Genomic DNA, 15,691 nt, shown 5'->3' on the forward strand with positions numbered 1-15,691 from the left:
AGAAAACAGGAATGGCAAGATTTTTAAATGCAGTCGAACGAATAGGTAATAAACTTCCCGATCCATTTATATTATTTATTGTATTGGCAGCTCTCGTAGCTGTAGCTTCATGGGTAATTTCGTTATTTGATGTAACATTCGTAGTACCAGGTGAAGAGCCAGAGGAATTAGCGATTAAAAGCATTTTATCTGCTGAAGGGATTCAATATATATTATCAGACACATTAGAAAATTTTGTTGGGTTCGCTCCTCTAGGTATTGTATTAACAATGATGCTAGGTATTGGACTAGCTGATAAAGTAGGACTAATTGAAACGGGAATTAAAAGTACGATTTTAAAAGCGCCAAAATCACTTGTTACGTATGCGATTGTACTAACAGGTATTTTAGGAAACATAGCATCTGATGCAGCTTTTGTTATTATTCCACCATTAGCGGCAATGGTATTTTATAATCTTGGCCGCCATCCACTAGCAGGACTTGCAGCTGGATTCGCTGGTGTTGGAGCAGGTTTTACATCCAATTTAATTGTTACAGGAACGGATGCGTTGCTAGCTGGAATTTCAACAGAAGCAATCCGAACAGTTAATGAAAATCTATCTGTAACGCCCGTAGATAATTGGTATTTTATGATGTCTTGTACGTTTATCTTAACGTTTGTTGGTGGATTTATAACGGAAAAAATTGTAGAACCACGATTGGGTAATTACGAGGGTAATGCTGGAGAAGAAGTAAAAGAAACAACTCCTCTAGAAATGAAAGGCTTAAGAAATTCGATTATAGCATGCGTGATCTTTGTTGCATTACTAGTAACAGCAATTTTGATTCCAAACTCTCCGTTAACTGGTGAAGATGGTAGTATTGTTCCCTCTCCATTCCTAACTGGAATCGTACCAATTCTATTATTATTATTTGTTGTTGCAGGTGTCACTTATGGTGTTACCGTTGGAAAAATTAAATCATCCAGAGATGTTGGTTCTTTTATGGGAGAAGCTATGAAAGATATGTCTGGTTTCATCGTATTAGTATTTGCAGCGTCACAATTTATTGCTTACTTTAGTTGGACAAATATGGGAGCTTGGATAGCAATTAGTGGGGCTGAATTCTTACAATCTATCGGAATGACAGGAATTATAGTAATACTAGCATTTGTATTATTTACAACAATACTGAACTTGTTTATATTTAGTGGTTCGGCTCAATGGGCTTTAGAAGCGCCAATCTTTATTCCGATGTTCTACTACTTAGGATACAGTCCGGCATTTGTACAAGCGGCTTACCGTATTGCTGATTCTTCTACCAACGTAATTACTCCAATGAATCCATATATGATAATCGTATTAGGGTTTGTTCGACAGTATGATAAGAAAGCTGGTCTTGGAACAATCATTGCATTGATGCTCCCATATACTATTTTCTTCTTAATTACATTTACGATCATGTTATTAATTTTCTACTTTACTGGTATTCCATTCGGTCCAGGTGTAGATGTGCATGTTTAAAGATAAAGTGAATTTAAATGGTTTACTTCTTTTTTGAAAACCCTTATCATTTAAAATGAGTATTGTTAAATGAGTAAGGAGGTAAATCCATCTATGGCTTTTGTCATACTTGATCCTTGTAGAGGTGAAAAAGCAGGAGAATGCGTCAGTGTATGTCCTGTTGATTGTATAGAAGAAGGCGTAAAACAATTTTACATTGATCCAGATATCTGTATTGATTGTGGAGCTTGTAAAGCAGTATGTCCTGTATCTGCCATTGAAGAAGAATATGATCTAACTCCTAATCAGGAAAAATATTTAGAAGAGGCAGAAGAGTTTTTCGCTAATAGATAAAGAACAAAGGTGTAAGCACACCTTTTAGCAACGTAGCGAATGCTTCCCTGCGTTTAGGAATGGTTTGACAGTAGTCGAATTACCTTTTTTGTTGAGATAAAGGAATCACGGTGAAGTGACGAACCGATGATGGCTTTCACCACGAGAGGGTATAAGTACGACTAAGCTTCGTAAAATACATTCGACAAGTCTTCTTTATCGTAGGGCGATTTCGTAAAGTTGCCTAGTTGCTGGGAGAGAGCTGGACGTGGTTATACAGATATTTCTATCCACAATCACCTAATTTTATAATTTCCTAGTAAATATAAAAACGGGGGGCTTGTAATAATAGACAAGCCTCCGTTTTTTTGTTTTCATAACCTGTGTAGACTGAAACGGTCTGAGTAAGTCCCGAGCTTCGCCCCCTAAAAACAGGAGCAGTTTGTACGTTTCTAAGATAGGTACTTTGAGTATTATTCGGATTGTGTTTCAGTATCTTCAATTGCTAACTTACTGGAAATCCAACGTTTTGCTGTTTCTTCATCGATATCATATACTTTTCCCGCTCGTAATAATTCTCCATGGTAAGCAGTCTGTACATTCATTTTTACTTTCATATAAAACGCTCCTTATTATTTAGACTCCGTGTGTATTTCTGCTAAAGCTTCTTGAATAGAAGTAGTTGGTTGATTGCAATGAAAGTTGTTGCACACATAGTAGGTTGTTTTTCCATTAATTTTTTTATAACTCTTTCCATTTGGTAATAACTTGGCTAAAGTATTGGAATCCTTTACTGAAATGATATGGAGATTAGGTAAATAACTCTTTCTAAGGTGATTAAAGAAAACATCCGTATCTTCCCCAATGATTATGACTTGCTTCATCTTGTCTTGTTGTAAAAAAAGATTTCTCATAAAGAAAGAGGCCCCACTTGGCTCATTGTGAAGTTCTCTATAAAAAGTATACATCATCGTATCAATATACTGATAATAAATCATATTTTCAGTTAAGTTTGCTAATCGAGACAATTGAATGCTGGCAAGACTATTACCTGAAGGGATGGGACTATCATAGATTTCCTTTTCTCTGGATAGTAATTGCTCTGCATCATTTGCTACAAAAAAGAAACCACCTTCATCACTATCCCAGAAAAGTTCAATCATTTCATTAGCAAGTGTTTTCGCATTCTTCAGGAGGTCAATTTCCATCGTAGCTTGATGTAGTTCGAGATACGCCCAAAGAATAGCAGCATAGTCATCAAGAAATCCTTTTGTTCTTTTTTCACCACTCCGATAACTTGCGAACCAGCGATTATTTTTTATAAGTGATTTTTTTAATTGATCCATAGCTTTTAAAGCGTGATTAATCCAATTTTCTTCTTGAAAAACCCTTCCTGCCTTAGCAAGTGCGGCTATCATATAACCATTCCAACTTGTAAGAATTTTATCATCTGCTGCAGGAGCTATTCGTTGCTCTCTCGCTTTTTGTAATTTATATAGACTTGTATTCAACGTACGCTTAATATTCTCAGCATCAATTCCATAAGTGGATGCAAGTGAATCGATAGAAATACCACGCTGATAAGGAAGATTCTTGCCTTGATATAATCCCACTGGGGTGATTCCATACGCTTCAGCGAACATATCTCCGTCGTCCTCACCTAATAAAGAATATATTTCTTCAATTGACCAAAGATAATAAGCTCCTTCTCCTCCGTTTGACTCTGCACTTAAAGAAGCATGAAAACAACCATCTTCAGCTGACATTTCTCTTTTTACAAATTGAATAATCTGGTCAACTTTTAATTGATAGTAAGGATCTTTTGTGATGAGAAACATATCTACGCAAACATCTAATAAAAACGCTTGGTCATAAAGCATTTTCTCAAAATGAGGAAACATCCATTTTCTATCAGTAGCATAACGGAAAAAGCCGAAACCTACATGATCCCAAGTAGCACTTTGAAACATTGACTTTAATGCCATATCCGTCATTTTTAAGGCATTTTTATCTCCAGTTACATGGTAATAATGAATTAAAAAAGATAAGTGATGGGGAGAAGGGAATTTAGGTTCTTTATGAAACCCCCCGTACTGGTAGTCAAATACTTCTGTAAGTTGTTTGTAAGTTCTTACCGTATCTTCGCTAGTTAGAGATATATTACTTTTTTTACTAAGAGTTTCTTTTAATGCATAATCAACTTTTTCCATATATTCTGCAATTTGTTGCGGATGTTTATCGTATTTATTAGCGATTGTAGGTAATATATCCATTAAACCTGGTAAGCCGTAATTTTGATTTTTCGGGAAATAAGTTCCTGCAAAAAATGGGACCTGCTCAAAATTCATAATAATTGTTAATGGCCAGCCACCATGTCCGGTCATCATTTGGCATGTTTTCATATATATGCCATCTATATCGGGTCTTTCTTCTCGGTCTACTTTAATAGAGATATAATGCTGATTTAATAGCCCAGCAACTTCTTCATCCATAAATGATTCGCGATTCATGTTATGGCACCATGTACAACTACTATAACCTATGCTCAAAAAAATAGGTTTTTGTTCATTTTTTGCTTTATTAAATGCTTCTTCTCCCCATGGATACCAATCTACAGGATTATTCACATGTTGTTGTAAGTAAGGAGAGGTTTCGTTAATTAAATGATTATGGTGTTCTGAGGATTGCATATAAGCTCCACCTTTTCTAATGGTCTTCCTTCTATCATACGAAATAGAGAAATGGATTTCCAGAAACTATACAATAACGAATGATATTTTCTATTGCTATCAAAACGCTTTCATGATAATATTTATCTGTAACCGGTTCCACATTTTCTTGAAGGAATGAATAATTATGACAGTAACCATTAAAGATGTAGCTAAACAAGCGGGTGTATCAGCAGCCACTGTATCAAGAGTGCTTAATAATAGTGGATATGTTTATGAAGACACGAGGAAAGCAGTTATGGAAGCAATTGACAGACTGCAATATAAGCCTAATGAAGTTGCTCGATCACTGTATAAAAGGACATCTAAATTAATTGGACTTGTATTACCAGATATCGCAAACCCATTTTTTCCTGCGTTAGCAAGAGGAGTAGAAGATAAACTTCAACAGCAAGGGTATCGTGTTATTTTTGGTAATACGGATAGTGATGCAACAAAAGAAATGGATTATATTGATACATTTTTACAACATAACGTTGTTGGATTAATAGCTTCTGTTGATCGCTTACATCATGAAGTACTCTCTAATTTACGCGTGCCGGTTGTAACGGTCGATCGTACTGCAGAAGAACTTCCAGCAGTGTATGCAGATCATAAATCAGGAGGACGATTAGCTGCAGAAAAATTAGTAACTTCTGGTTGTAAACAAATTATTGTTCTAAGAGGACCTCAAGATGCGAAACCCTTATATGATCGATTTCAATCAGCGATGCAATATTTAAGCGAAAAGAACATTTCGGTCAATTATATAGATTGTCAGCTATCTTTTGAAGATGGTAGGCAGAAAGCAAAAGAGCTATTTAATCAATTTCCTAATACTGATGGGATTATTGCTTGTAATGATCTAGTAGCTGCTGCAATGTTATATGAAGCTGCTAATAGAAAACGGAAAGTACCTGAGCAACTTCAGGTGATTGGCTATGATGATATTACGATTAGTGAGATAGTCCATCCAAGCTTAACTACAATTCATCAACCAACGTATGATATGGGAATAAAAGCAGCCGATATGCTTATAAAACTCATCAACAATGAAAAACTAGGTACGATACATGAACAATTACCTGTTTACTTAAAAGAAAGAAATTCAACAGTAAATGGAGGAATATAAATGGTAAATATAACTGTAGTAGGGAGCTCATCAATTGATTTGGTTGTTACAGCTGCAACAAGACCAAAGGCAGGAGAGACAATTATTGGGAATGATTTTCAAACGGTGCCAGGTGGTAAAGGAGCAAATCAAGCTGTAGCTGCAGCTCGCTTAGGTGCGAATGTATCTATGATTGGCAGAGTAGGAAAAGATACATTTGGTGAGAAAATTGTAAGCAATTTACAAGACAAAGGTGTTTCTGTGGATTATGTGGAACCGGTTACCGATGTTGCATCTGGAACCGCACATATAACTTTAGCAGAAGAAGATAATAGCATCATTGTCGTAAAAGGTGCGAATGATTATGTGACGCCAGATTATATAAAGAAATCAATAGATAAATTAAAACAGGCAGATATCGTGTTGATTCAGCAAGAAATTCCTGAAGAAACGGTAGAGTTTGTATTAGAATCTTGTCATTCATTTGAAGTACCCGTTCTACTCAATCCAGCACCAGCCCGAGAGGTGTCTAAGAAAGTAATTGATAATGCAACATATTTAACCCCAAATGAACATGAATTTGCGATTATGTTTGGTGATGATAATCGAAGTGAGGTATTACAACGTTATCCTAATAGATTATTGATTACTGAAGGCAAGAATGGAGTACGATACTTTGACGGTGACAAAGAAGTCGTTATTCCTTCCTTTGAAGTTACTCCTGTGGACACTACTGGAGCTGGAGATACCTTTAATGCTTCTTTCGCACTTGCAATTGCAGAAGGTAAATCAATAGCAGACGCAATTCGTTTTGCAAATAAGGCTGCATCGATATCCATTACTAAATTTGGTGCTCAAGGTGGTATGCCAACAAGAGAAGAGATGGAGAGATAAATCAATGAAGAAAAATGGAATATTAAATAGTGAAATAACTAAAATTTTAGCTGATTTAGGTCATACTGACAAAATAGTAATTGCCGATGCTGGTCTACCTATTCCAGATGGAATAAAAAAGATTGATCTTGCTTTAAAGCCAGGTACCCCATCTTTTCTAGATGTAGTAGAAACAGTCAAAGAAGATATGGTAATTGAACATGTAACATTAGCACAGGAAATGAAGACTAATAATATAGAAAAACATAAGGAACTTAAGCAAATAGTGAGCAATATACCAATTTCTTATATTACTCACGAACAATTCAAAGATATGAATAAACAGGTGAAAGCAATTATTCGTACAGGGGAAACGACTCCTTATGCAAATTGTATCTTACAATCAGGTGTCTTTTTCTAAAAAAGGAGTGACTAGAAATGAAGATTATCATGGAAAACATTCATAAATCTTTCGGTTCCAACAAAGTGCTCCAAGGTGTAGATTTTACATTAGAATCTGGAGAAATCCATGCGCTGATGGGAGAGAATGGAGCTGGAAAGTCTACATTAATGAATATTCTCACAGGATTGTTTCCATCGAATCAAGGTTCTATAACCATCGATGGAGCAAAAACACAATATAAAAATTCTAAAGAATCGGAGCAGTCAGGGATTGCATTTATTCGTCAAGAGTTAAATATATTGCCGCAGATGACTGTATTAGAGAATTTATTTATTGGAAAAGAAATGACAAATGCATTTGGATTTTTAAAAGAAAAAGAAATGAAAAAACAAGCAGAAGAGGTATTCAATAGATTAGATTTTTCAATTCCTTTTGATAAAGAAGCTGGCGAATGCTCTGTTGGAGAACAACAACTTATTGAAATTTCCAAAGCACTTATGCTAGATGCTAAAGTTATCATTATGGATGAGCCTACTGCTGCACTAACAGATAGGGAAATTGATAAGTTATTTGAAATTATGAAAGAGCTTACACAACAAGGTGTTTCGTTGGTTTATATTTCGCATCGTATGGAAGAGATTTTTGCAATTTGTGATCGAATTACTGTAATGCGTGATGGAATCTCCGTAAAGACGTCATGGATCAAAGATACAAATTATAACGAGATTGTCAAACAAATGGTAGGAAGAGAACTAGAGGAACGTTACCCAGATCGAACTCCTACATTAGGAGAACCAATCTTACAAGTGAATAACTTTAATCGTAAAGGCTATTTCAAGGATATAAATTTCTTCGTAAAAGAAGGAGAAATCCTTGGTGTATCTGGACTAATGGGAGCTGGACGTACAGAAATTATGCGAGCAATATTTGGTATAGATGATGTAGACCAAGGGGAAATAATCCTCGATGGAAAGAAAATGACAATTAAAGATCCGACAGATGCGATGAAAGCAGGACTAGCATTTATCACAGAAAATCGGAAAGATGAAGGACTAGTTTTAGACTTCTCTATTAGGGAGAATATTGGATTATCAAATTTAAACAGTTTCTCTAGTAAAGGCTTTATCAAAGGTAAAGATGAAAAAGATTTTGTTGAACTTATGATAAAGCGGTTACAAATTAAAACGCAAACACAGGAACTGCCTGCAGGTAACTTATCTGGAGGAAATCAACAAAAGGTTGTCATTGCAAAATGGGTAGGAACATCACCAAAAGTATTAATTATGGACGAACCTACAAGAGGAATAGATGTTGGTGCAAAACGAGAAATTTATCAATTAATGAATGAATTAACTGATCGTGGCTTAGCAATTATAATGATTTCTTCAGATTTACCAGAAGTTCTAGGTATGAGCGATCGAATAATGGTTATCCACGAAGGGAAGATTTCAGGAGAATTAGCTCGAGAAGAAGCCACACAAGAAAAAATTATGACATATGCTACAGGAGGGAATGGGCATGAATAATAATAAAATAGCTTCCGTTTGGCAAAAAGTAATTCCGTTAATAGCTTTAGTATTACTAATTGTCACCGTTACCATAATGAATCCAGCATTCTTGGATCCGGCAAATATTATGAATTTATTAAGACAAATTTCCATTAATGGCTTGATTGCGTTTGGAATGACGTTTGTAATTTTAACAGGTGGAATAGACCTGTCAGTAGGTTCTATTCTTGCTCTGTCAAGTGCGATAGCCGCTATAATGATGACATCCGGAATTGATCCAATTTTAGCCGTAATTATCGGTGTTTTATTAGGTGCTGTTTTTGGTGCATTGAATGGTATTTTAGTATCAAAAGGAAACTTGGCACCATTCATTGTTACGTTAGCAACAATGACCATATTTAGAGGATTAACACTAGTATTTACAGATGGAAAACCGGTAACTGGATTAGGAGATTCTTATGCTTTTCAATTATTTGGTAAAGGATACTTTTTAGGAATTCCGGTTCCAGCAGTTACGATGATTATTGCTTTTGTTATTCTTTGGTTCTTACTTCATAAGATGTCATTTGGACGTAAAACATATGCGATTGGTGGGAATGAAAAGGCAGCAAAAATATCAGGAATAAAGGTAGATCGTGTAAAAATCCTTATTTATTCTATCAGTGGTATGATGGCAGCGCTGGCGGGAATGATTCTTACTTCTCGATTGAATTCAGCTCAGCCAACTGCAGGAACTTCCTATGAAATGGATGCAATTGCTGCTGTAGTTTTAGGTGGAACAAGCCTTGCTGGAGGAAAGGGCCGTATAGCTGGTACATTTATCGGGGTGTTGATTATTGGTATTTTAAATAATGGAATGAACTTACTAGGTATTTCCTCTTTCTATCAACAAGTAGTAAAAGGTGTCGTTATCCTAATTGCAGTACTACTAGATCGTAAAAAATCTTAACGAGGTGAACATAATGAAGAACTTCCAAATAGCATTATTAAGTGTTATGTTGTTATTTTTAGCAGCTTGTTCAATGGAGAGTCCATTTGTAAATAATGGTTCAGAAAACGAAGGGGATATAAAAATTGGTCTAAGTATATCTACAATGGAGAATCCTTTCTTTGTTACATTACATGATACGATTGTAAAAGAAGCGGAAGAGCAAGGTATGGATATTGTTACTGTAAATGCACAAGATGATGCCTCAGTGGAAATTAGTGGAATAGAAGATTTAATCCAACAGCAAGTGGATATATTATTAATTAACCCAACGGATTCAGCAGCAGTATCGTCAGCGGTACAATCTGCAAATGCAGCAGGAATACCAGTAATAACGATTGATCGTTCTGCAGATGAGGGGGAAATCGAAACATTAATAACATCAGATAATGTATCTGGCGGAGAAATGGCGGCAGAATTTATCGCGGAAACAGTTGGAGAAGATGCAAATGTAGTTGAACTTCAAGGAATCGCAGGGGCATCAGCAACCCGTGAACGAGGTGAAGGCTTCCATAATATAGCTGAAGAAAAACTGAATGTATTAGTTTCTCAACCAGCAAACTTTGATCGAACAGAAGGCTTAACGGTTATGGAAAATACGCTACAAGGTTATAACGATATTGATGCTGTATTTGCGCATAATGATGAAATGGCATTAGGAGCGATTGAGGCCATCAAAGCATCTGGACAAGACATTGTTGTTGTTGGATTTGATGGTGTTGATGATGCAATTGCTGCTGTAGAAGCAGGAGAACTAACAGCGACAGTAGCTCAACAGCCTGATTTAATGGGCCAAGAGGCGATAAATACAGTGAAAGAAGTTATGGCAGGGAATGATGTGGATGAGTTAATTCCTGTACCATTAGACTTAAAAACAAAAGACTAAAGCAGTGAGAGGCAGCCAAACTATATTGGAGATATAGATTATTATATTTCCAGCATAGTTTGGCTTTTTAAGTATATAACTAACAGGCAGTAATGCGCCTATTCAATAGTATACTAGGGGGGATTACAATCTTCTGTTAAAAGAGGTCATGGTCTTATGATACTGACATTTCGTGTGGGAAAGAAAAGAATATTCCGACGTTACAAAGATTTAATTTATGCAAACGTTTTAATAAACTATTGAGAGATTTATAAAATATCATCAAAACTATATAAAAGCCATAGTCAATAAGGAAAACTACTAATCTAAAACAATTAAATTTTTAGATTAGTAGTTGTAGATTTGACATCCTTGTGGTATTATTCAGATATATCAATGCAAACGTTTTCCTTGTTTGCATTCCAGGGCATAAATTATATGCCCTAAATAAATAGACTTATATGAAAGCGTTATTATATAGCGTTTTCATAGATTGTTAAAAAATACTGCTTAGGAGTGGGGTTAATGAAAAGGAACAAAACGTTTCTTACTAAAGGTTTAATAGCATTTATGTTTGTGGCTGTACTTATTATTGCAGGATGCTCTTCAGGAGATGGAGATGAAGAATCAGCAGACGGTAAAACAGTAGTAGATATTTTTCAATTTAAAGTAGAATTTAAAGAACAATTTGAAGAAATTGTAAAACAATATGAGGAAGAAAATCCTGAAGTGAAAATTGACGTTCAAACAGTAGGTGGAGGAAATGATTATGCTGCTTCCTTAAAATCATCTTTTGCTGCTGGAAATGAACCAGCAATTTTCAATGTTGGTGGACCGACAGAAGTAGAAGAGTATCGTGATTATTTAGCCGATCTTTCTGATACAAAAGCAGCTGAAGCAGCATTAGAAGGTACATTAACAGGTGTTATGGAAGATGATAAGTTATTAGGTCTTCCATATAGCCAAGAAGGATATGGATATATTTACAACAAGGAAATCTTTGAACAAGCTGGAATTAATCCAGAAGAATTAACTACTTATGAAGCTTTGGAAGAAGCTTTTGCTACAATTGATAGTCAAAAAGAAGATTTAGGTCTTGAAGCAGTAATGGCGTTACCAGCTAAAGAATTATGGGTGATGGGGAATCACCTAGCAAATACGTATATCGCACCAGATTTTAATAATGATATTATGGAAGCTTATGAAGCTCCAACTATTCCTTTTTCAAAAGGTGACGAATTACAACGTATGCTAGATTTACAAAATGAATATTCTGTACAACCAGTTTTGAGCTTAGATTATTCTCAACAAGTAGAACAATTATTCTCAACTGGAAAAGTAGCAGTTATTCAACAAGGTAACTGGATTTATCCTACAGTGGAACAAATGGACGCAGAGTTTGCAGAAAACAATATTGGTATGATTCCAATTCCAGTTGACGGTTTGGAAGGACAATTGCCGGTAGGTGTTCCTCAATATTGGGTAGTAAATCAGAATAAAGATGAAGAAGTTCAACAAGCTGCAAAAGATTTCTTAGATTGGTTATATACATCTGATTCTGGGAAAGATTTTGTTTTAGATGAGTTTAAATTTATTCCTGCATATGAAGGATATGATACAGAGCGTATTGCTGATCCTCTCTCTCAAGCAGTATATGAATATGCACAAGAAGGTGACACGATTGGTTGGGTATTTATGGCATCTCCTGTAGGTTGGCAAGAAGATTCAATGGCAGTAAATATGCAGCGTTATTTAAGTGGAGATATTTCATGGGAAGAAGTAATTGAACAATCTACCGCTGATTGGGAAAACGCTAGACAATAACTTACGAAGAAATAGCCAACAAAATAATGAAGATTATTTTGTTGGCTATTAATATACATCGGCATCAAGCAAAGGAGGGGGAGTAGTCATGAAAAATAGAAGTCTATCTTTCTGGTTATTTATGACACCAACATTGGTAGCTTTAGGTTTAGTAGTATTTGTTCCTTTTATCTATGGTTTATTCTATTCATTTACGGATTGGAACGGGTTACAAGCAAATAACTTTTTAGGATTTGAAAACTATATAAAACTATTTCAAGAAAGAGAATTTCTTAATGCTATTTGGTTTACAGTTAAATTTGCAGTTGTATCTATTGTTCTTGTTAATATCATTGGGTTAGGACTTGCGCTTCTCGTTACGCAAAAATTAAAAACAAGTAACCTATTCCGAACGGTATTCTTTATGCCTAACTTAATCGGTGGTTTGATTTTAGGGTTCATCTGGCAGTTTATTTTTGTAAGTGCATTTAATAGTGCAGGACAATTATTTGGGTTGGAGTTCCTACAAGGGTGGCTTTCCGATGCTACAACTGGTTTTTGGGGATTAGTAATATTAAATGCATGGCAATATGGTGGTTATATTATGATTATATATATTGCTTATCTTGAAGCGGTTCCTCAAGAATTAATGGAAGCTTCTGAAATAGATGGAGCAAATCCTTTTCAACGTTTTTGGAAAGTTACTTTTCCGTTAGTTGCACCAGCATTTACAATTAGTATGTTCCTAACGTTATCCAATGCGTTTAAAATGTATGATCAAAACCTCGCATTAACTGGTGGAGGACCATTTAAGTCAACAGAAATGATTGCAATGGATATTTATAATACTGCTTTTAGTGAGTACGATATGGCATTCGCTCAAGCAAAAGCAGTTGTATTCTTTGTACTCGTTGCAGCTGTAGCTTTGACCCAAGTGTATTATAATAAGAAGAGGGAGGTTGACCTATAATGAAAGAAAAAAAGAGAAATCGATTATTATTATTAATTTTAGGTCTATTCCTTACACTATTATGGTTATCTCCATTTTATTTAATGTTTGTTAATGCATTTAAAACGAAGAATGATATTTTTACAAATATACTCGGTTTACCTTCAGAATGGACGTTTGATAATTTCGTCCAAGCTTTTATTGATTTAGATTTTGCGAATTCCTTATTTAATTCAGTACTTGTTAGTTTGTTAAGTGTTGGGATTATCATCATCTTCTCTTCCATGGCTGGTTATGCACTTGCTCGAAATACAAGTAAATTAAGTGCAGTGTTATTTATGATCTTTGTTGCTGCAATGTTAATTCCATTCCAATCTGTCATGATTCCACTTGTATCGGTCTTTGGTCAAGTAGATATGCTAAATCGTTGGGGATTAATTTTTATGTATCTCGGCTTTGGCTCTAGTCTATCTATTTTCTTATATCATGGTGCTATGACTGGTATTTCTAAATCTTTAGATGAAGCCGCTACCATTGATGGAGCAAATAAGTGGCAATTATTCTGGAAGATTATCTTTCCAATGTTAAAACCAATTTCTGTAACCGTGATGATTTTAAACTTAATTTGGATTTGGAATGACTATTTATTACCATCTCTTGTTTTAAGTGCTAATGAAGCTACAATTCCATTGAAAATGTTCTTTTTCTTTGGGCAATATACGAAGCAATGGCATTTAGCATTAGCTGGTTTAACAATTGCAATAATTCCAGTGATCATTATTTACTTTATTGCACAAAAACATATTATTAAAGGGGTCTCAGAAGGAGCGGTGAAGTAATCCTTTAGATTAAATGGAAAGGAGGCCTGATTACCTTGTCCGTTACAATAAAAGATGTGGCGAAGAAAGCAAGTGTATCACCATCTACAGTATCTAGAGTGCTAGCCGATAGTGATAAGATTAGTGAGAAGACGAAACGAAAAGTACGAAAAGTCATGAATGAGCTAGGATATCATATTAATTATAATGCACGAGTACTTGTCCAAAAATCTACCAAAACAATCGGCATTGTTATGAAGCACTCTGCTAGTCATTCTTGGCACAACCCATTTTTTCCGGAAGTATTAAGGGGGATTAGTACGTACTGTCACCAATTAGATTATAGTATTTCTTTGACTACCGGCGAGTCAGAAGAATCTATCTATAATGAGGTAGTGAAAATGGTAAATGGAAAGCGTATAGATGGTGTCATAGTACTCTACTCAAAAAAAGATGATAAAGTTGTACCATTTTTAATAGAGCAACAGATTCCTTTCGTCGTGATCGGAAAACCAATGGAACATAAGAATGAGATTATGTATGTTGATAATGACAATGTTCAAGCAGGTAAAGAAGCAACTGATTTTTTGATTAATCTTGGTCACGAAAATATAAGTTTTATAGGTGATAATCCAGATTTCCAGGTAATCCAAGACCGCGTTAATGGATATAAAGAAGCTCTAATTTCTCACTCTTTACCATGCAGGGAAGAGGATATTAAGTATATAAAAGATAATAACGATCAGTCAGTAGTTACGGAATTATTCAGTAAGAATAAAATACCCACAGCTTTAGTCGTATCTTCTGATATACAGGCAGTGAGCATTCTAAAAATTTTACATGAAAAAGGTTATAAAGTTCCCAATGATATAAGTTTAATTACATTTAATAAAACATTTATTACAGATTTGGCAATGCCTTCATTGACTACCGTAAATACTCAAACATATCAATTAGGTTATGAATCTTCGAGGTGCTTAATAGAGTTAATTAATGACCCGAAAATGTTTAAACGTAGTGTAATTATTCCCACTATTATTGAATCAAGTGATTCTCATAAAAAGATTAACTAGTAAATATGCAAGCGTTTTAATATTATTAGTAATAAAAAAGGAGAGGATAAAAATGAACGTAGTTGTTTGGAATGAATATCGACATGAAAAACAAAATGAAACTGTTGCTAATATCTATCCAGAAGGAATCCATGGGACGATTGCAAACTTTTTAAAAACAGAGGATTTTCATGTGAAAACAGCAACTCTGGATGAACCAAATCATGGTCTTTCTAATGATTTACTAGAAGAGACGGATGTACTTATTTGGTGGGGGCATAAAGCTCATGATGAAGTGAGTGATGAAATTGTAGAAAAAGTAAAACAACGTGTGCTAGATGGTATGGGATTAATTGTATTACATTCTGGTCACTTCTCTAAAGTATTTAAGAGTTTAATGGGAACGGGGTGTGATTTGAAGTGGAGAGAAGCTGGAGAGAAAGAAAGAATTTGGAATGTTGATCCAACACATCCAATAACTCAAGGAATTGGTCAGTACTTTGAAATTCCTCAAGAAGAAATGTATGGTGAACATTTTGATATACCAACTCCAGATGAACTTGTCTTTATCAGTTGGTTTGAAGGTGGAGAAGTATTTCGTAGTGGAGCAACATTTAAACGTGGAAGAGGAAAAATCTTTTATTTCCGTCCTGGACATGAAACGCATCCTACATATCATCAAAAGGAGGTCCAGCAAGTTATTGTCAATGGAGTTCGATGGGCGAAAAATACAGATACACCAGTTCATAATTATGGAAATGTAAAACCGCTAGAAATAATTAAAGAAAAGTAATCATAG

General features: G+C 35.0%; 15 protein-coding genes. 13 read left to right on the top strand and 2 right to left on the bottom strand.

Annotated elements, in window-relative coordinates:
- Positions 1-11: 11 nt before the first annotated feature.
- Together ABC346_RS09135 and ABC346_RS09140 are read left to right on the top strand one after the other, a co-directional pair.
- Positions 12-1,502: an AbgT family transporter gene (locus ABC346_RS09135; RefSeq protein ID WP_413236537.1), complete on the top strand. Its 1,491-nt coding sequence runs from the start codon at positions 12-14 to the stop codon at positions 1,500-1,502.
- Positions 1,503-1,595: 93 nt separating this feature from the next.
- Positions 1,596-1,835 carry a ferredoxin family protein gene (locus tag ABC346_RS09140; protein ID WP_011066973.1) on the top strand — a complete coding sequence of 80 codons (240 nt, stop codon included), beginning with the start codon at positions 1,596-1,598 and terminating at the stop codon, positions 1,833-1,835.
- 452 nt (positions 1,836-2,287) lie between these two features.
- On the opposite strand, the gene ABC346_RS09145 is transcribed toward ABC346_RS09140, so the two are convergent.
- Both ABC346_RS09145 and ABC346_RS09150 read right to left on the bottom strand, forming a co-directional pair.
- On the bottom strand, positions 2,288-2,431 hold the full coding sequence (locus tag ABC346_RS09145) for a hypothetical protein (RefSeq protein WP_413234560.1): 144 nt from the start codon (positions 2,429-2,431) through the stop codon (positions 2,288-2,290).
- Between the two features lie 15 nt (positions 2,432-2,446).
- Positions 2,447-4,504 carry a thioredoxin domain-containing protein gene (locus tag ABC346_RS09150; protein WP_413234561.1) on the bottom strand — a complete coding sequence of 686 codons (2,058 nt, stop codon included), beginning with the start codon at positions 4,502-4,504 and terminating at the stop codon, positions 2,447-2,449.
- A 166-nt stretch (positions 4,505-4,670) separates the two neighbouring features.
- Between ABC346_RS09150 and ABC346_RS09155 the strand changes: the two genes are divergently transcribed.
- From ABC346_RS09155 to ABC346_RS09205, 11 genes are all read left to right on the top strand, one after another.
- Positions 4,671-5,654 carry a LacI family DNA-binding transcriptional regulator gene (locus tag ABC346_RS09155; protein ID WP_413234562.1) on the top strand — a complete coding sequence of 328 codons (984 nt, stop codon included), beginning with the start codon at positions 4,671-4,673 and terminating at the stop codon, positions 5,652-5,654.
- The gene (rbsK, locus tag ABC346_RS09160) at positions 5,655-6,527 is read left to right on the top strand and encodes a ribokinase (protein WP_413234563.1); all 873 of its coding nucleotides are present in this window, start codon (positions 5,655-5,657) and stop codon (positions 6,525-6,527) included.
- 4 nt (positions 6,528-6,531) lie between these two features.
- Entirely contained in the window at positions 6,532-6,927 is a 396-nt protein-coding gene (gene rbsD / locus ABC346_RS09165) for a D-ribose pyranase (protein ID WP_413234564.1), read from the top strand.
- 17 nt (positions 6,928-6,944) lie between these two features.
- A complete protein-coding gene (locus ABC346_RS09170) occupies positions 6,945-8,435 on the top strand; it encodes a sugar ABC transporter ATP-binding protein (protein ID WP_413234565.1) in 1,491 nt (496 codons plus the stop codon).
- Positions 8,428-9,366: an ABC transporter permease subunit gene (locus ABC346_RS09175; protein ID WP_413234566.1), complete on the top strand. Its 939-nt coding sequence runs from the start codon at positions 8,428-8,430 to the stop codon at positions 9,364-9,366. The genes ABC346_RS09170 and ABC346_RS09175 overlap by 8 nt, the downstream gene beginning before the upstream one ends.
- Positions 9,367-9,379: 13 nt before the next feature.
- Complete coding sequence (gene rbsB, locus ABC346_RS09180) at positions 9,380-10,291, top strand: ribose ABC transporter substrate-binding protein RbsB (protein WP_413234567.1); 912 nt, start codon at positions 9,380-9,382, stop codon at positions 10,289-10,291.
- A 504-nt stretch (positions 10,292-10,795) separates the two neighbouring features.
- Positions 10,796-12,094, top strand: a complete 1,299-nt coding sequence (locus ABC346_RS09185; RefSeq protein ID WP_413234568.1) for an ABC transporter substrate-binding protein — start codon at positions 10,796-10,798, stop codon at positions 12,092-12,094.
- An 88-nt stretch (positions 12,095-12,182) separates the two neighbouring features.
- Positions 12,183-13,043 (top strand): carbohydrate ABC transporter permease, encoded by an 861-nt coding sequence (locus tag ABC346_RS09190; protein ID WP_413234569.1) that lies wholly within the window; start codon positions 12,183-12,185, stop codon positions 13,041-13,043.
- Complete coding sequence (locus tag ABC346_RS09195; RefSeq protein ID WP_413234570.1) at positions 13,043-13,861, top strand: carbohydrate ABC transporter permease; 819 nt, start codon at positions 13,043-13,045, stop codon at positions 13,859-13,861. The genes ABC346_RS09190 and ABC346_RS09195 overlap by 1 nt, the downstream gene beginning before the upstream one ends.
- Before the next feature lie 35 nt (positions 13,862-13,896).
- Complete coding sequence (locus tag ABC346_RS09200; protein ID WP_413234571.1) at positions 13,897-14,913, top strand: LacI family DNA-binding transcriptional regulator; 1,017 nt, start codon at positions 13,897-13,899, stop codon at positions 14,911-14,913.
- A gap of 52 nt (positions 14,914-14,965) precedes the next feature.
- Positions 14,966-15,685, top strand: a complete 720-nt coding sequence (locus tag ABC346_RS09205) for a ThuA domain-containing protein (protein ID WP_413234572.1) — start codon at positions 14,966-14,968, stop codon at positions 15,683-15,685.
- Positions 15,686-15,691: the final 6 nt, after the last annotated feature.

The sequence above is a fragment of the Oceanobacillus phoenicis genome (genome assembly GCF_047238145.1).
GTDB lineage: Bacteria > Bacillota > Bacilli > Bacillales > Amphibacillaceae > Oceanobacillus.

Coding starts and splice junctions, on each gene's coding strand:
- ABC346_RS09135 (WP_413236537.1), top strand. CDS start 12: ATGGCAAGATTTTTAAATGCAGTCGAACGAATAGGTAATAAACTTCCC.
- ABC346_RS09140 (WP_011066973.1), top strand. CDS start 1,596: ATGGCTTTTGTCATACTTGATCCTTGTAGAGGTGAAAAAGCAGGAGAA.
- ABC346_RS09145 (WP_413234560.1), bottom strand. CDS start 2,431: ATGAAAGTAAAAATGAATGTACAGACTGCTTACCATGGAGAATTATTA.
- ABC346_RS09150 (WP_413234561.1), bottom strand. CDS start 4,504: ATGCAATCCTCAGAACACCATAATCATTTAATTAACGAAACCTCTCCT.
- ABC346_RS09155 (WP_413234562.1), top strand. CDS start 4,671: ATGACAGTAACCATTAAAGATGTAGCTAAACAAGCGGGTGTATCAGCA.
- rbsK (WP_413234563.1), top strand. CDS start 5,655: ATGGTAAATATAACTGTAGTAGGGAGCTCATCAATTGATTTGGTTGTT.
- rbsD (WP_413234564.1), top strand. CDS start 6,532: ATGAAGAAAAATGGAATATTAAATAGTGAAATAACTAAAATTTTAGCT.
- ABC346_RS09170 (WP_413234565.1), top strand. CDS start 6,945: ATGAAGATTATCATGGAAAACATTCATAAATCTTTCGGTTCCAACAAA.
- ABC346_RS09175 (WP_413234566.1), top strand. CDS start 8,428: ATGAATAATAATAAAATAGCTTCCGTTTGGCAAAAAGTAATTCCGTTA.
- rbsB (WP_413234567.1), top strand. CDS start 9,380: ATGAAGAACTTCCAAATAGCATTATTAAGTGTTATGTTGTTATTTTTA.
- ABC346_RS09185 (WP_413234568.1), top strand. CDS start 10,796: ATGAAAAGGAACAAAACGTTTCTTACTAAAGGTTTAATAGCATTTATG.
- ABC346_RS09190 (WP_413234569.1), top strand. CDS start 12,183: ATGAAAAATAGAAGTCTATCTTTCTGGTTATTTATGACACCAACATTG.
- ABC346_RS09195 (WP_413234570.1), top strand. CDS start 13,043: ATGAAAGAAAAAAAGAGAAATCGATTATTATTATTAATTTTAGGTCTA.
- ABC346_RS09205 (WP_413234572.1), top strand. CDS start 14,966: ATGAACGTAGTTGTTTGGAATGAATATCGACATGAAAAACAAAATGAA.